This window comes from Amycolatopsis umgeniensis (assembly GCF_014205155.1).
Lineage (GTDB): Bacteria > Actinomycetota > Actinomycetes > Mycobacteriales > Pseudonocardiaceae > Amycolatopsis > Amycolatopsis umgeniensis.
Map to the genome: position 1 here is coordinate 4,506,313 of NZ_JACHMX010000001.1, position 23,897 is coordinate 4,530,209.

21 protein-coding genes and 1 tRNA gene are annotated in these 23,897 nt (G+C 68.0%); 9 read left to right on the forward strand and 13 right to left on the reverse strand.

Annotated features, from left to right (window positions below):
- Positions 1-978, forward strand: coding sequence for an LLM class flavin-dependent oxidoreductase (locus HDA45_RS21105; RefSeq protein WP_184897914.1), 978 nt, complete (start codon positions 1-3; stop codon positions 976-978).
- Here HDA45_RS21105 and HDA45_RS21110 read toward each other — a convergent pair.
- The 3 genes from HDA45_RS21110 to HDA45_RS21120 all read right to left on the reverse strand — a co-directional run bounded on the left by HDA45_RS21110 (position 975) and on the right by HDA45_RS21120 (position 2,938).
- Positions 975-1,367, reverse strand: a complete 393-nt coding sequence (locus HDA45_RS21110; RefSeq protein ID WP_184897916.1) for an SCO5389 family protein — start codon at positions 1,365-1,367, stop codon at positions 975-977. The genes HDA45_RS21105 and HDA45_RS21110 overlap by 4 nt on opposite strands.
- Positions 1,368-1,477: 110 nt before the next feature.
- Positions 1,478-2,212 carry an ABC transporter permease gene (locus tag HDA45_RS21115; RefSeq protein WP_184897918.1) on the reverse strand — a complete coding sequence of 245 codons (735 nt, stop codon included), beginning with the start codon at positions 2,210-2,212 and terminating at the stop codon, positions 1,478-1,480.
- Between the two features lie 15 nt (positions 2,213-2,227).
- Positions 2,228-2,938, reverse strand: a complete 711-nt coding sequence (locus tag HDA45_RS21120) for an ABC transporter ATP-binding protein (protein WP_184897920.1) — start codon at positions 2,936-2,938, stop codon at positions 2,228-2,230.
- 132 nt (positions 2,939-3,070) lie between these two features.
- Between HDA45_RS21120 and HDA45_RS21125 the strand changes: the two genes are divergently transcribed.
- Both HDA45_RS21125 and HDA45_RS21130 read left to right on the forward strand, forming a co-directional pair.
- Positions 3,071-4,921 carry a sensor histidine kinase gene (locus tag HDA45_RS21125; RefSeq protein WP_184897922.1) on the forward strand — a complete coding sequence of 617 codons (1,851 nt, stop codon included), beginning with the start codon at positions 3,071-3,073 and terminating at the stop codon, positions 4,919-4,921.
- Positions 4,861-5,514, forward strand: a complete 654-nt coding sequence (locus HDA45_RS21130) for a response regulator (protein WP_184897924.1) — start codon at positions 4,861-4,863, stop codon at positions 5,512-5,514. The genes HDA45_RS21125 and HDA45_RS21130 overlap by 61 nt, the downstream gene beginning before the upstream one ends.
- Before the next feature lie 328 nt (positions 5,515-5,842).
- Here the strand turns inward: HDA45_RS21130 and HDA45_RS21135 are convergent, their stop codons facing one another.
- On the reverse strand, positions 5,843-7,162 hold the full coding sequence (locus HDA45_RS21135; RefSeq protein ID WP_184905871.1) for an FAD-dependent oxidoreductase: 1,320 nt from the start codon (positions 7,160-7,162) through the stop codon (positions 5,843-5,845).
- 111 nt (positions 7,163-7,273) lie between these two features.
- Between HDA45_RS21135 and HDA45_RS21140 the strand changes: the two genes are divergently transcribed.
- Genes HDA45_RS21140 through HDA45_RS21150 form a run of 3 tightly spaced genes read left to right on the forward strand, consistent with a single transcriptional unit; the run spans position 7,274 to position 9,353 of the window.
- Positions 7,274-7,918 (forward strand): aminodeoxychorismate/anthranilate synthase component II, encoded by a 645-nt coding sequence (locus HDA45_RS21140; RefSeq protein WP_184897926.1) that lies wholly within the window; start codon positions 7,274-7,276, stop codon positions 7,916-7,918.
- A complete protein-coding gene (locus HDA45_RS21145) occupies positions 7,915-8,721 on the forward strand; it encodes an ATP-binding cassette domain-containing protein (RefSeq protein ID WP_184897928.1) in 807 nt (268 codons plus the stop codon). The genes HDA45_RS21140 and HDA45_RS21145 overlap by 4 nt, the downstream gene beginning before the upstream one ends.
- Positions 8,709-9,353: a hypothetical protein gene (locus HDA45_RS21150; RefSeq protein ID WP_184897930.1), complete on the forward strand. Its 645-nt coding sequence runs from the start codon at positions 8,709-8,711 to the stop codon at positions 9,351-9,353. Before HDA45_RS21145 ends, HDA45_RS21150 begins: the two co-directional genes overlap by 13 nt.
- Before the next feature lie 7 nt (positions 9,354-9,360).
- Here HDA45_RS21150 and HDA45_RS21155 read toward each other — a convergent pair whose 3' ends face one another.
- Complete coding sequence (locus HDA45_RS21155; RefSeq protein WP_184897932.1) at positions 9,361-9,600, reverse strand: hypothetical protein; 240 nt, start codon at positions 9,598-9,600, stop codon at positions 9,361-9,363.
- A gap of 99 nt (positions 9,601-9,699) precedes the next feature.
- On the opposite strand from HDA45_RS21155, the gene HDA45_RS21160 reads away from it, so the two are divergent.
- Positions 9,700-10,122, forward strand: coding sequence for a hypothetical protein (locus HDA45_RS21160; RefSeq protein ID WP_184897934.1), 423 nt, complete (start codon positions 9,700-9,702; stop codon positions 10,120-10,122).
- A gap of 65 nt (positions 10,123-10,187) precedes the next feature.
- Here HDA45_RS21160 and pknB read toward each other — a convergent pair whose 3' ends face one another.
- The 7 genes from pknB to HDA45_RS21195 all read right to left on the reverse strand — a co-directional run bounded on the left by pknB (position 10,188) and on the right by HDA45_RS21195 (position 19,687).
- Positions 10,188-12,152: a Stk1 family PASTA domain-containing Ser/Thr kinase gene (pknB, locus tag HDA45_RS21165; protein WP_184897937.1), complete on the reverse strand. Its 1,965-nt coding sequence runs from the start codon at positions 12,150-12,152 to the stop codon at positions 10,188-10,190.
- Positions 12,149-13,459, reverse strand: a complete 1,311-nt coding sequence (locus HDA45_RS21170; protein WP_184897939.1) for a protein kinase domain-containing protein — start codon at positions 13,457-13,459, stop codon at positions 12,149-12,151. The genes pknB and HDA45_RS21170 overlap by 4 nt, the downstream gene beginning before the upstream one ends.
- A gap of 3 nt (positions 13,460-13,462) precedes the next feature.
- Positions 13,463-14,926 carry a penicillin-binding transpeptidase domain-containing protein gene (locus tag HDA45_RS21175; RefSeq protein ID WP_184897941.1) on the reverse strand — a complete coding sequence of 488 codons (1,464 nt, stop codon included), beginning with the start codon at positions 14,924-14,926 and terminating at the stop codon, positions 13,463-13,465.
- On the reverse strand, positions 14,923-16,401 hold the full coding sequence (locus HDA45_RS21180) for an FtsW/RodA/SpoVE family cell cycle protein (protein WP_184897943.1): 1,479 nt from the start codon (positions 16,399-16,401) through the stop codon (positions 14,923-14,925). Before HDA45_RS21180 ends, HDA45_RS21175 begins: the two co-directional genes overlap by 4 nt.
- Entirely contained in the window at positions 16,401-17,795 is a 1,395-nt protein-coding gene (locus HDA45_RS21185; RefSeq protein ID WP_184897945.1) for a PP2C family protein-serine/threonine phosphatase, read from the reverse strand. The genes HDA45_RS21180 and HDA45_RS21185 overlap by 1 nt, the downstream gene beginning before the upstream one ends.
- Entirely contained in the window at positions 17,792-18,259 is a 468-nt protein-coding gene (locus tag HDA45_RS21190; RefSeq protein ID WP_007030429.1) for an FHA domain-containing protein FhaB/FipA, read from the reverse strand. Before HDA45_RS21190 ends, HDA45_RS21185 begins: the two co-directional genes overlap by 4 nt.
- A gap of 159 nt (positions 18,260-18,418) precedes the next feature.
- The gene (locus HDA45_RS21195; protein WP_184897947.1) at positions 18,419-19,687 is read right to left on the reverse strand and encodes an FhaA domain-containing protein; all 1,269 of its coding nucleotides are present in this window, start codon (positions 19,685-19,687) and stop codon (positions 18,419-18,421) included.
- 129 nt (positions 19,688-19,816) lie between these two features.
- Between HDA45_RS21195 and HDA45_RS21200 the strand changes: the two genes are divergently transcribed.
- Positions 19,817-19,899 (forward strand) — tRNA-Leu (locus HDA45_RS21200).
- Positions 19,900-20,122: 223 nt separating this feature from the next.
- Here the strand turns inward: HDA45_RS21200 and HDA45_RS21205 are convergent.
- A complete protein-coding gene (locus tag HDA45_RS21205) occupies positions 20,123-20,497 on the reverse strand; it encodes an FKBP-type peptidyl-prolyl cis-trans isomerase (RefSeq protein ID WP_184897949.1) in 375 nt (124 codons plus the stop codon).
- Between the two features lie 142 nt (positions 20,498-20,639).
- On the opposite strand from HDA45_RS21205, the gene HDA45_RS21210 reads away from it, so the two are divergent.
- Positions 20,640-23,876, forward strand: a complete 3,237-nt coding sequence (locus HDA45_RS21210) for a penicillin acylase family protein (protein WP_246480748.1) — start codon at positions 20,640-20,642, stop codon at positions 23,874-23,876.
- Positions 23,877-23,897: the final 21 nt, after the last annotated feature.

The following is a 23,897-nucleotide window of genomic DNA, read 5'->3' on the forward strand; positions in this document are numbered from 1 at the left end:
GTGCGGTTCGGCGTCTTCCTCGTCTCCGGAAGGTTTCCCGGGCAGGAGGACGCCGACGTCCTGCGCAGGTCGGTCGACGCCGCCGTCGCCGCCGAACGGGCGGGCTTCGACGACGTCTGGTTCGCCGAGCACCACTTCATGCCGTACGGCGTCTGCCCGTCCGCGATCACCCTCGCCGCGCACGTGCTCGGCCGGACCGAGCGGATCGTGGTCGGCACCGCGGTGAGCGTGCTGTCGATCGCGCATCCGGTGGCGCTCGCCGAGCAGTGGTCGCTGCTCGACGCGGTTTCCGGCGGACGCCTGCGGATCGGCGTCGGCCGAGGCGGGCCGTGGCAGGACCTCGAGGTGTTCGGCACCGGGGCGTCCCGCTACGAAACGGGGTTCGAGGAGAGCCTCGACCTGTTGCTCGCGGCGATGACTTCGAAGACCGTCTCGGCCGACGGCGACTACTTCGCGTTCCGAGAGGTGCCGATGGTGCCGAGCCCGCAACGCGCTCCGCGCCTGGTCGTGGCCTGCGGAGACGCCGGATCGCGCGCTGTCCGGCTCGCCGCCGATCGTGGCCTGCCGATGCTGCTCGGCCTGCACACCGACGACGACGGCAAGATCGAAACCCTTGCCGCGTACGGGGATCCCGCCGCCGGGCATGTCTCGACGGTGATGTGCCAGGTGGGGGACGACGCGCTGGACGTCGTGCGGTCCGCGTTGCCGGGTTCGCTGAAAGAGGGGTTCGCCGGCCACGTGTACCTCGACGGCAGGCGGGGGCTGGAGAAGGATCCGGTGGCCTACACCGACCGGTTGTGCGAGATGCACCCGATCGGCGGCGTGGAGTACTGCGTCGACAGGCTGGGAACGAGCATCCGGCGTACCGGGGTCTCCCACGTGATCATGATGGTGGAAGCGTCCGGTACGCCGGAGGGAACGCTCGAGAACATCGCGCGGATCGGGGAAGAGGTACTACCCGCGCTGCGGAACGGCTAGCAGTCGCGGAGTTCCGGGCTCTGGTTCAGCAGCTGGCCGCGCACCGAAACGAACGCGCGGTACCGGTCACTGTCCACCTGGGACTTCTTGAACACGGCGACCCGGTGACAGTTCTGGAACGCCAGCTTCACGCCGAAGTGCCGTTCCAGCCCGCCGCGGATGGCGTCCGAGGCCAGCGCCCGCAGCAGCTGACCGCGTTCGGCTTCACTCGGCGGCGGCGTCTCGTTGTCGGCGAACCCGTCGGACGCGCCCTCGGCCTCCGCGATGACACCGGTGATCACGGTCCAGGCGTACGGCAGGGACTCCCGGACGCAGGCGACGAATTCGGCGTCGGAGACCTCCCCGCGCTCGGCCTTCTCAAGCAGCGCGGGCGATACATCCAGAGACATCGAACCTCCGAGAGAGACGCAGTGAACGTGGGCCGTCTTCCTGACTACTCACCCGCGGCTCAGCCCACAAGAGAAAACGATCATCATCACCACTTTGGCGGAAGCCGTCGTCACTCCCAGCGAAAAAGCTTCGCCGCCACGACACAACTGCCCACCGCGAAAGCCGCCAGAACGGCGAGTTGCAGCGGCTGGGCACCGGTGCCGGTCCAGGCGTCCTCCATGGCCTTGACACCCGGCGGGACGTACGCGCCGATGTCCTGGATGACCGTCGGCAACAACGGACGCGGCAGGTAGACGCCGCCGAGGAACATGATCGGGATATAGGCGACCATCGCGATCCCGCCCGCCGCGCGGCCGGTCTTGGCCACCGACGCGGCGATCAGCCCGAAACCGAAGATCGCCGTCGTTCCGAGCACGAACGCGAGCAGGAAGCCGAGCGGATGTCGTGGCCCTGGGACGTCGAAGACGGCGGAGCCGAGCACGATCAGCAGGCCGACCCCGGCGACGGTGACGGTGACGTTGATGATCAGCTGGGCCACCAGCAGTTTGGCCGGATGCACCGGTGTGGTGGCGAAGCGGCGGAGGATGCCTTGTTCGCGGTACGCCGCGATCACGGCCGGGATCGCCTGCAGGCCCATCAGGGCGATGGTGAGCACCACCAGCGAGGGCACCCAGGCGTCGATGAACCGCATGCCCGCGGTCGTTTCGCTCTGCGTCCGCAAGGCCGGGATGGCACCGAGGCCGAGCAACAACACGGCCGGTGACAGCAGCCCCGCGAGGACCCAGGCCGGTGACCGCAGCGCGAGTTTCGTTTCGGTGAAAGTGATCTTGGCGAGTGTGTTCACTGTTCGTCTCCTGTTTCAGTCGCGGCCGGTCAGGGTCACGAAGGCATCGTCCAAAGTGGATTTACCGGTGCGGTCGCGGAGTTCGGCGGGGGTGCCGGTGGCGACCACGCGACCGGCGTCGAAGACCGCGAGGCGGTCGCAAAGGCGTTCGGCCTCTTCCATGAAGTGCGTGACGAGCAGGACGGTGACGCCGGTGTCGCGCACGCCCTCGACGAGCTTCCAGGTGTCGCGGCGGGCGTGGGGGTCGAGTCCGGTGGTCAGCTCGTCGAGGACGGCGACCTCGGGGCTTCCGACCAGCGCGAGCGCGATCGAAACGCGCTGCTTCTGCCCGCCGGAAAGCTTGCCGAAGTACTTGTTCCGCTGCGCGGTGAGTCCCAGCTTCGCGAGCAGGTCACCGGTGTCGGCGGGGTTCGCGTAGAAGGACGCGTAGAGGTCGAGTGCCTCTTGGACCTTGAGCTTTTCCGGCAGGCGGCTTTCCTGGAGCTGGGAGCCGAGGCGCTGCCGGAGCGCGTTGTGGTCCTTGCCGGGGTCGAGGCCGAGGACCGACATGGTGCCGGAGTCCGGCGTCCGCAGTCCCTGGAGGCATTCGACGGTGGTGGTCTTGCCCGCGCCGTTGGTCCCGAGGATCCCGAAGATCTCGCCCTGTTCCACGTGGAACGAAACGTCGTCGACCGCGACGTGCTCCCCGTACGTCTTGCGGAGGTTGGTGACTTCGATGATTGGCATGCGAAAAACGTTATGGCGCAAGGTTTTCTTTGTGGATGGGTCTAGAAGCCCAACTGGGGTGGGGCTGGACCCACCCTGGTCGTGGCGCTGTGGCCACTGCGTTCCGACCCGTCGGTGCGCGAGACTTCTCGTATGATTCGCAAGTACCTCGTCTCGGTGCGCCGCGGCTTCGTGCTCGCCGCTCTCGCCCTGGTGAGCTGGCTTGACCTCCTGCTCGAACTGGTGGGCTTTTGCCTGCTCTGCGTGGGGCTGGTCTTCGCGTACACGCTGGCCTTGGAGGGAATGCGTCCGCGCGCCGCGCTCACCAGGCGGCTGTCTGGACGCTGGTGCGGTGTCGAGGTCGAGCCGCCCTATCGGCCGGCCCCGCCGGAGCCGGAACGCGAGCGAGACGGCTGGTACCGCGAAGGGAACAGCCTGTTCAAGCGGTCTTGGTTCCTCAAGTGGACCAAACGGTTCGAGTGGATCTCCGACGATCCGGCGACCGGCCGCGACCTGGGCTGGCAGCTGTGGAATCCGTTCGCGGGTCTGCTGCTCGTGCCTGCCGTGCTGCTGACCGGGCCGTTCGCGCTGCGGGTTTACGGCCGCTGGACGCGCTGGTGGCTCGGACCGCGCCCGGCTCGCGCCGGAGACGGCTGGGTCAAGAGGAGCTTGAAGGCGCTGGGGCACCAGATGGGGCTCTTCGGGCTTTCGGTCGCGCAACTCGCGATGGCGGTCCCGACGATGCTCGTGCTGATCGGACCGGCGCCGGCGTTCCCCGCGCTGGTGATGGCGGGCCGGACGGTCACCGACACACTGCGCCGCGAGGCCAGGAACTGGACCGGCGTCCGGATCGATCGTCCGTATCTGCCGGAGCCGCCGTTCCCCGTCCCGCGGGCGGACGGGCTGTACCAGTACCGGCGGCAGCTGTACGACACGCCGTGGTGGCCCGCGCGGCTGGGCCGCTGGCGCTGGATGATGCGGGACAGGGCGACCTGGCGTGATCTGGCGGGTGCCGTGGTCAACTCCGTCGTCCTGCTGCTGATGATGTTGCCGACGGCCACTCTGGTGCTCTTCGGGTTCCTGGGTTTCCTGGCGCTGTGGGTGTGGCGGCCGATCGCCCAGTGGACGGACACCTCGTGGTCGACCACGCACTGGTTCTCGACGATCGGCCTGCCCGAGGCGACGACTCACTGGCAGGCGCTCGCGTTGACCCCGGTCGCGCTGGCGGCGTTCGTGGCGGGCCTGATCCCGGCGCCGTGGCTGGCGCGTCAGGAGGCGCGCTTCGCGAAGCTGCTTCTGGGGCCGACGGAATCTTCGCGGCTGGAACAGCGTGTCGAACGGCTGAAGCAGACGCGTACGGACGCGTCGGTGGCGCAGGCCGCCGAGATGCGGCGGATCGAGCGGGATCTGCACGACGGGGTCCAGTCGCGGCTGGTCGCGATGGGGATGAAGCTGGGTGCGGTCGAAGCGCTGATCGACACCGATCCGGCCGCCGCGAAACGGCTCGCCGCAGAGCTGCGGCAGACGTCGTCCGAGACGCTGACCGAACTGCGGCTCCTGGTCCGCGGGATTCACCCGCCGGTGTTGTCCGAACGCGGTCTCGGTGACGCGGTGCGGGCGATGGCGCTGGACAGTCCGTTGCGGGCTTCGGTGAACGGTGTACTTCCGCGGCTCGAACAGCCCGCGGAGGCGTGTGCGTACTTCGCTGTCAGCGAGTTGCTGGGCAACGCGGCGAAGCACGGTGAAGCGCGGAGGGTGTCGATCGAGCTCGGTTACGACGACGGTGTGCTGCGGATCGAGGTCACCGACGACGGCAAGGGCGGCGCGAACGCGGCGCGGGGCAGCGGGATTCGCGGGATCGAACGCAGGCTGGGTGCCTTCGACGGTACTTTTGCTCTGACCAGCCCGCCCGGCGGGCCGACGAAGGCGACCGTGGAGATCCCGTGCCAGCTCGACCCCGATGCGTCGTCGCCGAGGACCAGTACCTCCTCCGAGACGGACTGACGCATTTGCTGACCGCGCACGGCTTCGATGTCGTCGAGGCGGTCGGGACCGGGCCGGAGCTCGAGCGAGCGCTGCGGACGCACCGGCCGGATGTCTCGGTCGTCGACGTCCGGATGCCGCCGACGCTCACCGACGAGGGCCTGCAGGTTGCGCTGGCGGTGCGGCGCGACCTTCCCGGTTTGCCGATTCTCGTGCTGTCGCAACACGTCGAGCAGCTCTACGCGCGCGAACTGCTGGCGGACGGCGCCGGCGCGATCGGCTATCTGTTGAAAGACCGCGTCTTCAACGCCGACCAGTTCATCGACGCGGTGCGGCGGGTGGCGGGCGGCGGGACCGCGATGGATCCGGAGGTGATCGCGAAACTGGTGGCGGGCAACGCCTCCGACCCGCTGGCGGCCCTGACCCCGCGCGAACGCGAAGTGCTCGAATTGATGGCCGAAGGCTGTTCCAACGCCGCCATCGCCGGGCGGCTGCACTTCAGCGAGGGCGCGGTGGGCAAGCACACCGCGAACATCTTCGCGAAACTCGGCATCGTCGCTTCGGACGACACGAACCGGCGAGTACTTGCTGTCCTGGCGTTCCTGGGTTCCTGACCTGGCGGGCGCCCAGGGGGTGTGTGGAAATAGGGACGTTGAGTGTCCCTATTTCCACACACCCCCACCGGATTCGACCGTTCACGCAGGACCGTGTGGATTTCGGGACGTTAGATGACCCAAAATCCACACGGTCCGCTCCCTTACGACCACCCGAAACGCCAAGAAGGACCCCACAACGGTGAGGCCCTTCATGACTTACTCGACAGTTGTCCACAACCCTTCCCGACTGTGGACAACCCCGACTGACCAGCCCTTTTCCCGGCTTCGGTCGGTAGACTGGGTTCGGGGCCGCCCCCTGGGACGGGTGGGGGGCTGCGTAGGTGAGTTAAGAGCGCGAGATGTGGGTCATTTCGTCGCGTTCCACGACCTTGACGCGTTCTCGGCCGTGCGGGACGCCGAGGGATTTCTCGTGGGCGTCGAGTTTGCCCCAGCCTTCCCAGGTGGTGAAGGGAACGCCGCGTTCGGTGAGGAAGCCGAGGATCGCGTCGGGGTCGTCGACGGCGGGGGCCGCCAGGTTGTCGGCGTCGGCCAGCAGGCTCGCGATCGTTTCGGCCGCGTCGCCCTTGGTGTGGCCGATGAGGCCGACGGGGCCGCGTTTGATCCAGCCGGTCACGTAGACGCCCGGCACCTGGTCCTCGTCGATGTCCAGCACCCGGCCCGCCTGGTTCGGCACTGTTCCGGTGGTGTGGTCGAACGGGATCTCCGGCAGGTGCGAGGACAGGTAGCCGACAGCGCGGTAGACGGCCTGGACGTCCCAGTCGTGGAATTCGCCGGTGCCGCGCACGTTCCCGTCACCGGTCAGTTCGGTGCGCTCGGTCCGCAGCCCGGTCACCTTGCCGTCTTCGCCGACGATCTCGCACGGCGAGTGCAGGAAGTGCAGGTGCAGCCGCTTCGGCCGGTCGCCCTGGTCGCGGATCGCCCACTCCTGCAGCGTCTTCACGACCATGTCGATCTGCTTCGACGCCCGCAGCGCGGCGATGCTGCCCTCGTCGAACTCGATGTCCTCGGGGTTCACGATGACCTCGACGTTCGGCGAGTGGTCCAGCTCGCGGAGTTCGAGCGGCGTGAACTTCGCCTGGGCAGGGCCGCGGCGCCCGAACACGTGCACGTCGGTGACCGGGCTGGTCTTCAAGCCCTGGTAGACGTTGTCCGGGATGTCGGTGCTGAGCAGCTCGTCCGCGGTCTTCGCGAGGACGCGGGCCACGTCGAGCGCCACGTTCCCGACACCGAGGACGGCGACCGAGGTCGCGTTCAGCGGCCAGGTGCGCGGCACGTCCGGGTGCCCGTCGTACCAGGAAACGAAGTCGGCGGCGCCGTAGCTGCCGTCGAGATCGATCCCGGGGATGTCCAGCTGCCTGTCGGCCATGGCGCCGGTCGAGAAGATCACCGCGTCGTAGAACTGGCGCAGGTCGTCGAGCTTCAGGTCGGTCCCGTAGTCGACGTTGCCCAGCAATCGGATGTTCGGCTTGTCGAGGACCTTGTGCAGGGCGGTGACGATGCCCTTGATCCGGGGGTGGTCGGGCGCGACGCCATACCGGATCAGCCCGAACGGCGCCGGCATGCGCTCGAACAGGTCGATCGTCACGTCGGCGTCGGACTTGTCGAGGATGTCGGCGGCGTAGATGCCGGCCGGACCGGCACCCACGATGGCTACACGAAGAGAACGGCTCACCCCTACCACGGTAAGTTAGGTTGCCCTAACAATCATTGTGATCTGGCGTACGGTCCACCTGCTGGGAGCCGCTAAGCTGGACGCATGCGCGTGCTCGTCGTCGACAACTACGACAGTTTTGTCTACAACCTGGTCCAGTACCTGGCCCAGCTCGGCGCCGACTGCACCGTCTGGCGTAACGACGTGGTGGACATCGACAAGCTCGGCGACTTCGACGCGGTCCTCGTCTCTCCCGGCCCCGGAACCCCGGAACGTGCTGGTCAGAGCATGGACGTGGTCCGCAAATGCGCCGACGAGCGCATCCCGATGCTCGGCGTCTGCCTCGGCCACCAGGCCCTGGGCGTCGTCTTCGGCGCCACCGTCGATCGCGCCCCCGAACTGCTGCACGGAAAGACCAGTCAAGTCCACCATTCGGGCGACGGAGTGCTCGCCGGACTGCCCGCCGAATTCACCGCCACGCGGTACCACTCGCTGACCGTTTTGCCCGAAACCATCGACGACGCCGTGTTCGAGATCACAGGCCGCACCGAGTCCGGTGTCGTGATGGGCATGCGGCACCGCGAGCTGCCGCTCGAAGGCGTCCAGTTCCACCCCGAGTCCGTGCTCACGCAGGGCGGGCACCGGATGCTGGCGAACTGGATGGCGTCGGCCGGGCACCCGGTCCCCGACGCCACGGTCGAAGAACTCGAACAGGCGACCCGCGCGCTGCAGAAGGCCGCTGCTGCGTGACCTCGCTGATCCGGCTCGAGAGAGTCGGTAAGCGCTACGGACGCGGCGAGCCCGTCCTCGTCGACGTCGATCTCGACGTGCCCGCGGGCCGCGTGATCGGCATCCTCGGCTCGAACGGTTCGGGGAAGTCGACGCTGCTCAGGATCCTCGCGGCACTTTCCCGCGAGACCTCGGGAACCGTCGTGGGCAGCCCGCGGGTCGGCTATCTGCCGGACCGCTTCCCGGCGGGGCAGCGGATGAGCGCCCGGGCCTACCTGCGGCATATGGCCCGCATCGACGGCCATGTCGACTTGTCGGCCATCGATCCTTTGCTGGAGCGGTTGGCGCTGGTCGGCGGGCCGGACGCGCCTCTGCGGACCCTGTCGAAGGGCAACGCCCAAAAGGTCGGTCTCGCTCAAGCCGTCCTCGCCCGGCCGGAGTTGCTGATCCTCGACGAACCCTGGTCCGGCCTCGACGTCGAAGCCCACACCGTGCTCGGCGAACTCGTCGCCGAAACCAGGGAACGCGGCGCGAGCGTGGTCTTCACCGACCACCGCGCGGCCGCCGTGCACGCCCACGCCGACGACGTCCACCGGATGGACGACGGCCTCCTGACCCGCGTCGAATCCGCGGCGAAGACCGCGACCAGGATCGTCCTCCGCGGACCCGGCGGCGACTGGTCTTCGGAGCCCGGTGTCAGCCAGGTCGTGACGGAAGGCGGGAAGGTCCTCCTGACGGTCGAAGCCGGGCACACCGACGCCGTCCTGCTGCGGGCACTCAACCGGGGCTTCTCGGTCCAGGAGGTGGCGCCGTGCTCGCCATGACGCGCTACTACCTCGCGCTGCTCGGCCATTCCCAGCGCTACCTCCCCGCGATCCTCGCCTACATCGCGGTCAACACCGTGCTCTACACGGATCCGGCGTCGCCGCTGCTGCCGCAGTACGGGATCAGCGCGGGCTCGCTCCTGGTGGTCTCGTGCTGGCTGACGATCGCGATGCTCGACGTCGAGGATCCGGTCCAGCGTCTGGTGACCTTCAGCCACGCACGACGCTGGCGTTCGGTCCTCGGCGGCGCCGCGTTGGCCGTCTTCGGCTGCGCCGTCGTGCTGATCCTCGTGACGGTGCTGTGGTCCGGCCTCCGGACCGGCGGTTTCACGATCGGCACCTTCGCCCTCGGTGCGGGTGCCCACGCGTTGTGCGCGCTGTTCGGGATCGCGATCGGCCTGCCTTGTTCACGGCTGCTGATCCCGCGCGTCGGCTGGTCCGTGCTGGCCGCGGTCTTCGCCCTCGCCGCCGTGCTCCTGGTGAAGTGGCTGCCGCTGGCCAACCCGCTGCTGCGCGCCTTGACCTCGCAACAGCCACTGGCCGGTCCGTTCACGGTGGCCGTGGTGACGGCGGCCGCCACGGTGTTCGTGAGCGCGACGGCCGTCGGCTACCTGCTCCGCCGCAACGCCTGACCCGGTTTCAGCCCGTGGGCTCGTCCTCGGCCGTTCGAAGTTCTCGGGCGGCCGGCCAGATGATGGCTTCCAGCGCGGCTTCGGCCAGCACCCGCCAGTAGGCGTCCTCGCTGGCCTCGGCTTCCGTCCTGCGTGCCGAGAGATCCGATCGCACGGTGGAAGCGACACGATCCAGGTCGGTACGACCGGCCAGCCAGCGCAACGTGTGCAAATCCGGCTGCCAGCCCTCCGGTGTTGCGTCGGTCATTGGCGAACCTTAACCTTCTCTGTCTATAGGAAGTTGCTCTCCAACCATACGACTTTGGGGGGACCATTGCGTATTCGATCGATACTGGCCTGTGCACTGATGCTCATCGTCCCGGTCGCGACACCAGCGGCCGCGGAGGCGAGTCAGAACTCCACCTGTGAGGTGGGCTTGGACGGACTGCACTACTCCGGAGGCGCCGGCGGCGTCATCTTCAAGGGCCGTGCCACCTGTCCCGGCGCCACGACCATGTTGTTCTTCGGTTCGTTGTGGCGCTGCCCGGTGCGTATCGACGGCGGGATCCCGGCCGACTGGCTGAACCAAGGATGCGTACTGGCCGGGGACAACAACTCGGAACGCCCGATGGTCGCGGGCCGCCAGGAGACCTTCTACGTGCCCGACATCGGTCGGCCGGGTGGCACCGGCGGCCCTTGGTGGAACGGCTGGGGAGCCTTCCGGCTCAAGGACCAGCCCCCGGCGGAAGCGGTGGAGATCCGGACCGCACCCTTGGAATACACCACCTGATCGTGTCACCGAACGAAAAGGGCCCCGCACGGTTTCGTGCGGGGCCCTTTTCGATCAGCTTTCGATCACGGAGGCGGGAGGATCCCCGACCTGGTGGGCGACGTCGTCGTCTCATCGCCTTCGACGATGAACAGCGTGATCGGCGCGTTCTTCGCCACCTTCGCTCCGGCCTGCGGGTTGGTCTTGCTGACCTTGCCCGCGTCGTCCCGGTCGCCGTTCTTGTCGGCCTGCGTGTTGATCTGACCGCTCCAGCCCAGCTGCTGCAACTGGCGGGTGGCCTGCTCCTCCGTCATGCCCTTCAGGTTCGGCATGTCGAAGGTCTCCTGGCTGCCGTCGGACACGGTCACCGTGACCACACCGCCGACCGCGAGCTTGCCGCCGTTCGGGGTCTGGTCGACGACGGTGTCCTTGGGCTCGCTGGAGCTGGTGGTCTTGAAACTCGGCGTGAACCCGGCCTGCCTCAGCCCTGCGTCGGCCTCCGACTTCGTCTTGCCCTTGAAGTTCGGGACCGTCTTCAGTTCCTTGGACTTCCCGACCGTGATGTCGACCTTGGAGCCCTGGTCGACATCGGTCTGCGCGGCCGGGTTCTGCGACAGGACCTTGCCGGCGTTGTTCGGCTCGTCGGTCTCCTGCTCGGTGGTCACCCCGAGCACGAGACCCGCGCCGGTCAGCGCCGTCTCGGCTTCGCTCTGGGACTTGCCCTTGAGGTCCGGGGCCTTGACCTTGCTCGGCTTCGTGCCGACGGTCAGCGTGATCTTGTCCGTGGTCGGCGTCATCTGACCCTCGTTCGGGTTGATCGCGATGACCTTGTCGATGTCGTTCTCGTCGCAAGCGGGCAGACCGTTCGCGGGCGCACCGGTGCAGGGGACCTTCTTGGTGGGCTCGAACGAGTTGAACCCCGCCCCCCGGAGCGTGTCCTTCGCCGAAGCCTCGGACTGGCCCGTGACCCTCGGGATCGCCTTGCTCTCCGCGCCGGTGCTGTTGAACGCGTTGGACAGCCACATGATCAGCAGCACCACGGCCGCCAGCGAGACGACGAGGCCGGCGATCAGCCAGGCGCGACGCTTCTTCTTCGCGGCCGGGTCTTCGTCGTCTTCTTCGTACTGGTCGTAGCGCTGCGGCACCCGGCGGTCGGAGTCCATGACCTGGGTGCGCTCGTCCTCCGACATCACCATCGGCGCGGCGGGCCGCTGGCCGGACAGCGTGCGGACCAGGTCCGAACGCATCTCCGCCGACGACTGGTAGCGGTTCGCCGGGCCCTTCGCGAGCGCCTTGAGCACGACGGCGTCGAGCTCGGGCGCCACGGCCGGGTTCACCGACGACGGCGGGTTCGGGTCCTCCCGGACGTGCTGGTACGCCACCGCCACCGGGGAGTCGCCGGTGAAGGGCGGCTCGCCGGTGATGAGTTCGTACAGCACGCAACCCGCGGCGTAGACGTCGGAACGCGCGTCGACGGACTCACCTCGGGCCTGCTCCGGCGAGAGGTACTGCGCCGTGCCGATCACCGCGGCGGTCTGCGTCATCGCGGACTGCCCGTCGTGCATGGCGCGCGCGATGCCGAAGTCCATCACCTTGACGGCGCCGTTCTTCGTGATCATCACGTTCGCCGGTTTGACGTCGCGGTGCACGATGCCGTGCCGGTGCGAGAAGTCCAGCGCCGCGCAGACGTCGGCCATGACCTCCATCGCACGCTTCTGCGACATCGGGCCTTCGGTCTTCACGATGTCCCGCAGAGTCCGTCCTTCGACGTACTCCATGACGATGTACGGCAGCGGGCCGAACTCGGTGTTCGTCTCGCCGGTGTCGTAGACGGCGACGATCGCCGGGTGGTTCAGTGCCGCCGCGTTCTGTGCCTCACGACGGAAACGTTCTTGGAACTGGGGATCCCGCGCCAGGTCGGCACGCAGGATCTTGATCGCCACCTCCCGGCCCAGGCGCACGTCGTGGCCGTGATGGACCTCGGACATGCCTCCGTAGCCGAGCGTGTCGCCCAGCTCGTAGCGGTTGCTGAGCAGTCTTGGTGTGCTCATCTCTGCGTGCCGTTCCATTCCGTCCAAGGTTTGCTGCTCATCATTCCTGGATTCGCCTGCCCGGCTGATTCCTCGGTGCTGCCCTCCGTCGGCACCGCGGGGTACGCGGATGTCTGCGAAGGACCCACAGGCTTCTTACCCGGAGCCGGTGCCTGTTCACTCGTATCCACGCCGCCCGACTGCTGTCCGTTGCCCGAACCGACCAGTCTCACGATGAGGAAGGCTCCTGCCACCAGTACTGCGATCAGGATCACCGCGAGCAGCACCCACCAGCCCCATTGTGGCCGTTTGCCGGGCAGGCGGCGGACCGCCATCGGGGGCGGTCCGGTGACCGGGTGCATCGCCGGATGCGACGCCGGTCCGACGGCCACCATGGGGTTCGGCGGCGAGTGCGGGCCAGGAGGCCCCTGCTGCGGCATCACCGGCGGCTGGCCTGCGGCGTAGGCGACGTTGACCAGCCCCGACGGTGTCGGCAGCGGCAGACCGGCGCGGACCGCGGCCACCGCGGCCGCGAACTCGCCACCGCTGTTGTACCGCTGTCTCGGATCCTTGATCAGGGTCGCTTCGATGACCGCGCGGGCGCCCGGCGGCACGTCCGGCGGCAGCGGCGGCGGGAGGTCGCGGATGTGCATCATCGCGACGGTCACCGCGTTCTCCGAAAGGAACGGCCGGTGCCCGGTCAGGCATTCGTAGCCGCAGACAGCCAGCGAATAGACGTCGCTCGCCGGTTCGGCGTTATGCCCGAGCGCCTGCTCGGGGGCGATGTAGTGGGCGGTGCCCATGACCATGCCGGACCTGGTCACCGGTGCGGCGTCGGCGGCCTTCGCGACGCCGAAGTCGGTGATCTTCACCTGCCCGGCCGGGGTGACCATGATGTTGCCCGGTTTGACGTCGCGGTGCACCAGACCGGTCTCGTGCGCAGCCTGCAGCGCGTTCCCGGCCTGCTCGAGGATGTCCAGGGTGCGCTCGGCGTTCAGCCGTCCTTCACGGGTGATGATCGCGGCCAGCGGATCGCCTTCGACCAGCTCCATCACCAGGTACGCGATCGACAGCTCGTCCGCGACCGTCTCGCCGTAGTCGTGCACGGCGGCGATGCCGGGATGGTTCAGCGACGCCGTCATCCGCGCCTCTGTCCGGAAGCGATGCAGGAACTCGGCGTCGCCGGACAGCTCCGCCTTGAGGATCTTGACGGCGACCGTCCGGTCCAGCCGCGTGTCGCTGGCCTGCCAGACCTCGCCCATCCCGCCGACGGCGATCCGGTTCGTCAGCTTGTACCGGTCGGCCAGCAGCTGACCCGAGGACAGCATCCGCTATCCACCCCCGAGCATCGCGTTGACGGCGGCGCGGCCGATCTCCGCGGCGACGGTGCCGCCGGTCGCTTCGAGCCCGCGGTTACCACCGGACTCGACGATCACCGAGACGGCGATCTTCGGGTCCATCGCCGGCGCGAACCCGGTGTACCAGGCGTGCGGCGGGGTGTTCTTCGGGTCGTTGCCGTGTTCGGCGGTGCCGGTCTTGGAGGCGATCTGGATGTCGCCGCGTTTGCCGGCGCCCTTGGTGTTCTCCTCCGACGCCAGCATCATGTCGCGCAGGATCGCGGCGTTCGCGCTGGACATGGCGGCGTCGCCGGTCAGTTCGCTCGGTTTGTAGTCCTCGATGGTCGACAGGTTCGGTGCCAGCAGCGACTGCACGAGCTGCGGCTTCATCGCCATCCCGTTGTTCGCGATGGTCGCCGAAAGCAAGGCGTCCTGGATCGGCGTCAGGCGTACGTCCCGCTGCCCGATGGCGCTCTGGAACAGGGCGGCCTTCGAGTCGAGCGGGCCGAGGGTGGAACCGGCGACCCGCATCGGCACTGTCAGGTCTTCGCCGACACCGAAGTTCTTCGCCGTCGCGTTCAGCTTCTCCTTGCCGAGCTCACCCGCGAGTTCGGCGAAGGGCACGTTGCACGAGTACCGCAGCGCTTCCTTCAACGTGCTGCCCTTGCAGGCCGCGCCGCCGTAGTTCTCCAGCGTCGTCTGCGTGCCGGGGAGTTTGACGTTGGGCGCGGTGTTGACCGGCATGTCCGGCGTCTTGCCGTCCTCGAGCGCGGCCGCGGTCACTATCAGCTTCGCGGTCGAACCCGGCGGATAGGTCTCCGAGATCGCGCGGTTCAGCATCGGCTTCTTCGGATCGTCACGCCACTGCCCCCACGCGGCGATCTGCTCCTTGCCGACGTGCGAGGCGAGCTTGTTCGGGTCGTACGACGGCGTCGAGACCATGGCCAGGATGCGCCCGGTCTTGGGCTCCATCGCGACCACCGAGCCGGTGTAGCCCTTCTGCGTCATCAGGTCGTACGCCGCCTTCTGCACGGCGGGGTTGATCGTCAGCTTCACGTTCCCGCCGCGCGGATCGCGGCCGGTGACCATGTCCGACAGGCGCCGGACGAACAGCCGCGGGTCGGAACCGTTGAGCACGTCGTCCTCGGACCGCTCCAGGCCGCCCGAGCCGTAGTTGATCGAGTAGTAGCCGGTGACCGGCGCGTACATCGGGCCGTCGGCGTAGGTCCGGATGAACTTGTACTTGTCGTTCGACGGGTCGACCTTCGCGAGCGCGGAACCGTCGGGGGTGACGATCAGGCCGCGCTGGCGGGAGTACTCCTCGTAGAGCACGCGCAGGTTGCGCGAATCCGTGCGGTAGTCGTCGGCCTTGACCACCTGGATGTAGGTGGCGTTGGCCAGCAGCAGCACCACCATGACGAGCATGGCGATCCCGACCTTGCGGAGCGGGGTGTTCACGAAGCGCTCCCCTCACCGTTCGCGGACGGCCGCTGGACCATCACCGTGTGCGCTTCCGCGAGGGGCGCTTGCGGCTGTTGCGGCTTCGGCCGCGCGGCGGGTTTGCGGGCGGCGTCGGAGATTCGGAGCAGAAGGGCCACCAGGATGTAGTTCGCGAGCAAGGAAGAACCACCGCGGGAGAGGAACGGGGCGGTGATCCCGGTGTTGGGGATCAGGTTCGTGACGCCGCCGACGACGACGAAGATCTGCATGACCAGGGCGAACGACAGGCCGCCGCCGAGGAGTTTGCCGAAGGTGTCGCGGACGGCGAGGGCGCTGCGCATCCCGCGCATCGCCAGGATCAGGTACAGCATCAGCATCGCGGCGAGGCCGATGAAGCCGAGTTCCTCGCCGATCGCGGTGGTGATGAAGTCCGTTTTGGCCTCGGGGACCATGTCCGGCCGCCCGGCGCCGAGGCCGGTACCGCCGACCCCGCCGGTCCCGAGCCCGAACAGCCCCTGCGCGACCTGGTAACCGCCGCCCGCGTCGTCGTAGGTGGCGAGCGGGTCGATCCAGTTCCGGACACGCTGCTGGACGTGCGTGAACAGGTTGTAGGCGATGATCGCGCCCGCGGCGAAGAAGCCGACCCCGAGCACCACCCAGATGATCCGTTCGGTGGCGACGTACAACATCACCAGCGTGACGCCGAAGAACAGCAGCGACGTCCCGAGGTCCTTCTCGAACACCAGGACACCGAGGCAGGCGGCCGCCGCGATGAGGATCGGGCCGAGGTCACGGGCACGCGGCAGCTCGACGCCGGCGATCTTCTTGCCCGCGACCATGAACAGGTCGCGTTTCGTCACCAGGAACGAGGCGAAGAAGATCATCAGCAGGATCTTCGCGAACTCACCCGGCTGGATCGAGAAGAACGGCAGCTTGATCCAGACCTTCGCGCCGTTGACCTCGGAAAGGCTCGACGGCAGCACCGCGGGCAGCGCGAGCGCCACGATGCCGACCAGACCGCAGATGTAGCCGTAGCGGGTCAGCGTGCGGTGGTCGCTGATCACGACCAGCACCACCACGAACAGCACGAGCGAGATCGCCGTGAACAGCACCTGCTTGGTGACGTCCGGCGTGTACTCCTTGCCCTGCTGGATCGCGCGTTCCGCGAGCGCGAGGTCGATCCGGTGGATCATCACCAGGCCGAGCCCGTTCAGCAGCGCGACGCACGGCAGGATCACCGGGTCCGCGTACGGCGCCCAGCGGCGGACAGCCAGATGCGCCGCCGTCAGCACCCCGAGGTAGGACAGCCCCAGCCAGATGATCGAGCTGGTGAGCTCCTGCTCCTGGTTCGCTTCCACCAGCACGAGCGCGATGGTGACGATGAACGTCGCGAACGCCAGGAGGACGAGCTCGGTCCCGCGCCGGGTGGGCAGCTCGCGCGGAGGGTTCGTGGCGAACTGGGCCGAAGCCGGATCGGCGAGCGGCGTGCTCATCAGTTACCGCCCCCTGGTGCTGCCGTGGCCGGCGTCGAGCAGTCCCTCCCCGCTGGCTGGTTCGCCGAGTTCGGCGAGGCGGGGGTCGAAGGGGGAGCCGCCGACGACGACACGGGCGGTGCCGAAGCGGAAGGCGGCGTGGAAGTCGAGCTGGTGTTCGGTTTGCAGTCGGCCAGCTGCTTGTGCGGCCGCAGGAAGTCGTCGATGTACTTGCGGGCGTCGTCGAGGTTGTCCTTCTTGACGCCGTTCTTCACCGCGATGCGCGCGTCCTCCTGGAGCGCGGGCACCAGCAGTTTGTCGGTGCACAGCCCGCCCGGCGGGCACGAGCCCTGCTCGTAGGCGTGCAGGTCGATGCCGAGGATGCTGCCGGGGACGCCGCGGTAGATCACGACCTCCTCGCCGGGACCTTCGCCGACGTAGTACTGGCTCAGCACGAAATACCGCGTGGCTATCGCCGCCGCGGCCAGCACGATCAGGACGACCACTGCTCCCGCCAGCCAGCGAAATCGCCTCCGGCGCTTGACCTTGGGGTCCTCCTGTGGTGGCTGGACCTCGGGCCGCGGCTGCGGCGCGGGCTGGGTCAGCGCCCTGGCACGGGCGGCGGGGGAGTCGCCCTGGTGGAATTCGTCACTGCCGTCACCGGCGGCGCCGCCCACTATGGGCGCGTCCTCGCCGAAATCGACGTCGACGACGTCGGCGATGATCACCGTGACGTTGTCGGTGCCGCCGCCCTTGAGCGCCAGCTCGATCATCCGGTCCGCACAGGCCTGCGGATCCGGGATCTGGATGGCCTCGGCGAGCGTCTCGTCGCTGACCATGCCGGACAGACCGTCCGAGCAGATCAGGTAGCGGTCGTGGGCACGGGCCTCGCGCACCGTCAGGCTCGGCTCGACCTCGTGTCCGGTGAGCGCCTTCAGCAGCAGCGACCGCTGCGGGTGCACCGCAGCCTCTTCCGGCGTGATCCGGCCCTGTTCGAGGAGTTCGTTGACGAAGCTGTCGTCCCGCGTGATCTGCGAGAACTGCCCGCCGCGCATCAGATACGCGCGCGAGTCGCCGACGTGCACGACACCCATCCGCGAACCGGCGAACAGCACGGCGGTCAGGGTGGTGCCCATCCCGTCGAGGTCCGGATCCTGCTGGACGAGTTCGGCGATGGCGGCGTTGCCGTTCTGGACGGCCTCGCGCAGCTGGGCGAGGAGGTCGTCGCTCGGATCGTCGTCGTCGAGCGGGGCCAGTGAGGCGATGACCACCTTGCTGGCGACTTCACCGGCGGCGTGACCGCCCATGCCGTCGGCGAGGGCGAGCAGGCGGGGACCTGCGTACACGGAGTCCTGGTTGCTGGAACGCACCAGGCCCCGGTCGCTGCGAGCCGCGTAGCGGAGGACGAGAGTCATGGGCGAAGCTCGATCACCGTTTTGCCGATCCGGATGGGGACTCCGAGCGGGACCCGGAGGGGTGCCGTGACCTTAGCCCGGTCGAGGTACGTCCCGTTCGTCGAGCCCAGATCTTCCACGTACCAATCCTCCCCGCGCAGGGCGATCCGGGCGTGCCGGGTCGACGCGTAGTCGTCGTCCAGCACCAAGGTCGAGTCGTCGGCACGGCCGATCAGGATCGGCCTGCCGTCCAAGGCGATCCTGGTGCCTGCCAGCGCGCCATGGGTCACGAGCAGCTGCTGCGGCGACTTCCCGCCGCGCGGCTTCTTGTTTTCCTTCTTCTTGCGACCGAACGTCGGGACGGCGACTCGCAGCCCGGAGGCCGCGTACAGATCCGAGCGGACGACACGCAACGCGGCGAACACGAAGAGCCAGAGCAGCACGAGAAAGCCCACTCTGGTGAGTTGAACGACCAGCTCTGGCACTTGTTGTGTCCGCTCCCGTTTCTCCTGTACGCCGCGGAGAGCCCGTGCCGTCCGGGATGGTCGGCTCCGAACGGCCTTGCTCTCCGCTACGACCCGAGGTGCCGATCCACCACAGGTCCCGCACCGCAATTCTGCGGTACCCCCTCCAGACGCCGCCGGTCAGCCCTGCGTACGGAACACGAGAGACGAGTGGCCCACGCGGATCACGTCGCCGTCGGCGAGCTGCCAGGTCTGCACGGGGGTGCCGTTGACGGTGGTGCCGTTCGTCGAACCGATGTCCGCGAGCGTCGCGCTCTGGCCGTCCCAGGTGATCTCCAGATGACGACGCGAGACGCCGGTGTCCGGCAGCCGGAAGTCGGCGTCCTGACCACGGCCCACGACGTTCCCGCCCTGCTTCAGCGAGTACGAACGGTTCGAACCGTCGTCCAGCTGGAGGCTCGCGGCGAGCTGACGGCCTGCCGCCGGCTGACCGCCGTAGCCGCCACCCTGCGCGTACGGGTCCGCGGCGGGCTGGCCGTACTGCTGCTGGCCACCGCCGTACTGGTCGTAGCCGCCCTGTTGCTGCTGGCCGCCGTACTGGTCATAGCCGGGCTGCTGGGCGCCGCCGCCGTAACCACCCTGGTCGTAACCGGGTTGCTGCTGCTGGCCGCCGTACTGGTCGTACCCGGGCTGCTGGGCGCCGCCGCCGTAACCACCCTGGTCGTAACCGGGTTGCTGCTGCTGGCCGCCGTACTGGTCATAGCCCGGCTGCTGGGCGCCGCCATAGCCCTGGTCGTAGCCGGGCTGTTGCTGCTGGCCGCCGTACTGGTCGTAACCGGGCTGCTGGGCGCCGCCGTAACCCTGGTCGTAGCCGCCCTGCTGTTGGCCGCCATAACCCTGGTCGTACCCGGGCTGCTGCTGGCCAGCCTGCTGTCCGTAGCCGTACTGGCCCTGCTGCTGGCCGTACGGGTCACCCTGGTCGTATTGGCCGTAGCCGGGGGGCTGGCTCATTGCTGGGTCTCCTGCGTTGCTGGGTCGTGCCGACCGTGACGAACCTTCGGCGCCAGGTGGTTTGACGTCGGGATCGACGGACGAACGGGTCTTGAACTGTCCAGTATGCAGCGCCTCGTTGCGCTCGAGCGAAACTACGACGTCACCATAGGTGTCCCAACCGTGCTCGGCGAGGTGTTCCTTGACCGCCTCCGCCAACACCGACGTGACCCGACGTTCGTCTCCGGCCATGCGCTCGTGATCAGCCTGCCCCAACGACACGATGTAGTGGTTGGGAGCGAGCTGTCGACCACCGGCCAGCTCACGAACGTTCTCCTCGCTCTCGCGCTCAAGCGCCACCGCCACTTCCTGCGTGACGACGTTGCCACCGAACATGCGCGCGAAGGTATTGCCCACGAGGTTCTCGAGCCGCCTATCAAAGCGTTCGACGCGGCCCACCGGGCAACCTCCTCACACGTGTGCTTCCCCGTCGATCCTATCCGGGTACGGCCAGTCGGACACGGCCCCCGGTGAAACCCGTCAAATCAGCCTGCTACGCTTTGCGAGCTGTCAGAGAACGAAGCACTCGGGCGAGTGGCGGAATGGCAGACGCGCACGGTTCAGGTCCGTGTGTCCGAAAGGACGTGAGGGTTCAACTCCCTCCTCGCCCACCCTTAGTCAGAGGCCCCTTCGCTAGCGCGACGGGGCCTCTTTCGCGTTCGGTCGTCGCTCGTCAATTCCCGGGGGGCCGAGCCCCCCGGACCCCCACGGTGCGTGAGGGCGGCGGTTGGCGGTTGGCGGTTGGGTGGTTGGCGAGTGGGTTGCTTCCCGAGAGAACAAAGAAAAGGCAAAGAAAAGACCCGGCTGGTGGCCGGGTCTTCGGGTTTCTGTGGGTCAGTTCACGCCGATCAGGTCGACTACGAAGATCAGGGTCTCGTTCGGCTTGATGACGCCGCCGGCGCCGCGTTCGCCGTAAGCGAGGTGCGGCGGGATGACGAGCTGGCGGCGCCCGCCGACCTTCATGCCCGCGACGCCCTGGTCCCAGCCGGGGATGACCTGCCCCTTGCCGAGGCCGAAGCGCAGCGGCTCACCGCGGTCCCACGACGCGTCGAACTGGTCGCCGGTCGAGTGCGAGACACCGACATAGTGCACCGAAACGGTGTCGCCGGACTTGGCCTCCTGGCCTTCGCCGACGGTGATGTCGGACTTCACCAGGTCGGCGGGCGCGGCGCCTTCCGGACGGTCGATCTGGGGCTTTTCCAAAGACATGGTGACAAAGCTACATCCGCTGGTCCCGGGTTCGCAGGGCGAGTGTTCCGCCGAACGGTGGCAAGAACGCGAATAGTCTTCACAAATTTGGATACCCGTGGGTAGTGTGCGCCTCGTCACTCTCCGACGACGGAGGTCTTTCATGCGACGAGGCATACGGGTCTTGACGACGCTGGCGGGGTTGACGCTGGTGGCGGGGACCGTTCCGGCACTCCAGGCAAACGCGGCGGAAGCCCCACCGAACTCCGTGGTGGCGGCGGCGCTCGACGACTACTGCGGCGGCCAGTGCGGCGACATCCTGCCGCCCGGCACGAAGGGGAACGCCACCCTCGCCGAAATCCTGGCGCACAAGGCGCTCGGCACCCGGCCCGCGCATTCCGCCGACCAGCTCGGCAAGTACGCCTCGCTCGCCGGCGGCTACAAGACGCTGACCACGGACAAGATCAACCAGTTCTTCAACGACGCCTCGTTCGGCGTCCAGTCCGGGCAGGTCGAGAGCACGATCAAACCGCGTTCGGACGTGACGATCACCCGCGACAAGGCGACCGGCGTCCCCCGGATCGTCGGCACCACGCGGCCGGGCACGATGTACGGCGCCGGATACGCGGCCGGGCAGGATCGCCTGTGGCTGATGGACATCATGCGCCGCGTCGGCCGCGGCCAGCTGACCTCGTACGCCGGTGGCGCGCAGGGCAACCGCGAACTCGAGCAGAGCTTCTTCTCTTCGGCGCCCTACACCGAGCAGGAACTGCAGAAGCAGATCGACAACGCCGCGGCCAGCGGTCCGCGCGGCGCGCAGGGCAAGGCCGACGCCGAGGCCTACGTGCAGGGCGTCAACAAGTACATCTCCGATTCGCACAGCGGCCGCTACTTCCCCGGCGAGTACGTCCTCACCGGACACGTCGACGCGATCACCAACGCCGGGACCATCGAACCGTTCAAGCTGACCGACCTCGTCGTGCTCGCCGCGGTGGTCGGCGCGCAGTTCGGCGCCGGCGGCGGCGGTGAGGTGCAGAACGCCATCGCGAAGATGGCGATGCAGGAGAAGTACGGTCTCGAACAGGGCGACAAGGTCTGGAAGAGCCTCCGGTCCGAGGACGACCCCGAGACCGTCAAGACACTCCACAATGGACAGAACTTCGACTACGGCAAGGCGCCCGCGAACCCGCAGGGCGCGGCCATCCCGGACAAGGGTTCGGTCACCGGGCAGCAGCTCGTCTTCGACCCGACCGGTTCCGCCGGGACGGCGACGCCCGCCAAGGTGGACGTTCCCGCGCCCGACGACCAGAAAGCCGTCCGCGGCATCTTCGACAACGGCGTCCTGCCCGGCAACCTGCTTTCCGAGAAACACGGCATGTCCAACGCGCTGGTCGTCTCCGGCGCCAAGACCGCGAGCGGTCACCCCGTCGCCGTCTTCGGCCCGCAGGCCGGCTACTTCGCGCCGCAACTGCTGATGCTGCAGGAACTCCAGGGCCCGGGTATCAGTGCTCGCGGCGCCTCGTTCGCCGGGATCAGCATGTACGTGCTGCTCGGCCGCGGCAAGGACTACTCGTGGAGCGCGACTTCGGCGTCGCAGGACATCACCGACACCTACGCCGTCGAACTGTGCGAGCAGAACGGTTCCACGCCGACGAAGAACTCCGCCTTCTACCGCTTCCGCGGCCAGTGCCTGCCGTTCGAGATCGTCGAGCGCAAGAACGCCTGGAAACCGACCATCGCCGACGGGACGGCCGCGGGTTCGTACACGCTGCGGAGCTTCCGCACGAAGTACGGACCGGTGACGAGCCGGGCGCTCGTGGGCGGCAAGCCCGTCGCGTACGCGTCGCTGCGGTCGACCTTCCAGCACGAGATCGACACGATCATCGGCTTCCAGAAGTTCAACGATCCGGACGCGATCAAATCGGCGCAGGACTTCCAGGCCGCGGCGGCCGACGTCAACCAGACCTACAACTGGTTCTACGCCGACTCCCGTGACATCGCGTACTTCAACTCCGGCTCGAACCCGGTCCGCAATCCGAACGTCGACCCGGCGATGCCGGTGAAGGCCGACGCAGGATTCGACTGGCAGGGCTGGAATCCCGACGGCAACCTCGCGAACTACACGCCGTCTTCGCAGCATCCGCAGTCGATCAACCAGGACTACTACATCAGCTGGAACAACGCGCAGACCAATGGTTACGCGGCCAGCGGCGCGGACAAGAGTTCCGTGCACCGCGGCGATCTGATCGACGCGCGGGTCAAGAAGATGGTCTCCAGCGGCACCAAGGTGACGCGCGTGAACCTCACGCAGGCCATGGAGGAGGCGGCGTTGGCCGATCTCCGCGCGGAGAAGGTGCTGCCGGAACTGCTCAAGGTGATCGACAAGGCACCCGTGACCGGTCCGGCCGCGGACGCGGTGGCGAAGCTGAAGACCTGGCTAGCCGCGGGCGCCCTGCGCTCGGAGACCTCACCCGGCAGCAAGGCCTATGCCGACGCCGACGCGATCCGGGTCATGGACGCCTGGTGGCCGCTCCTGGTCAACGCCCAGTTCAAACCCGGCATGGGCGACGCCGCCTACGCCGCGATGGTGGGCGTGCTGAAGATCAACGAGTCGCCGTCCGGCTGGCAGAACGAGGTGCCCGGCAAGCACGTCGGCCAGTCGCACGCGGGTTCGTCGTACCAAGCGGGCTGGTGGGGCTACGTGCACAAGGACATCCGTTCGGTGCTCGGGCAGAACGTCGCGGGTCCGCTGCCCGTGAAGTACTGCGGTGGCGGCGACGTCAACGCCTGCCGTCAGGTGCTGCTCGACTCGCTGACGCAGGCGGCCGCGCAGCCCGCCAACACCGTGTACCCGGGTGACGGCGACTGCGCCGCGGGCGATCAGTGGTGCGCCGACACGATCATCCACCGCGCGCTCGGCGGCATCACGCAGGACAAGATGAGCACCCAGAACCGGCCGACCTTCCAGCAGGTCGTCGAGTTCCCGGCGAAACGCGGCGACAACATCGCGAACCTCGCCACCGGCCGGTCGGTCAGCGCGAGCAGCCACGAAACCGGCTGGTACAACTCCCCGCCGTCCAACGCGATCGACGTCAACCTGTCGACGCGGTGGGCGAGCGACTGGAGCGACAACCAGTCGATCACCGTCGACCTCGGTTCGGCGCAGCGTGTTTCCCGCGTGGTCCTGCACTGGGAATCCGCGTACGGGAAGGCGTACAAGGTGCAGATCTCGTCGGACGGGACGAACTGGCGCGACGTGGCGTCCATAGTGGACGGAGACGGCGGGCAGGACAACGTCGCCTTCGAAGCCACGGACGGCCGTTATGTCCGGATGGCCGGTGTCCAACGCGGGACGAAGTACGGCTACTCCCTCTACGAGTTCGAGGTGTACGCCCACTAGAGCGAGGACGGTTTACGGTGG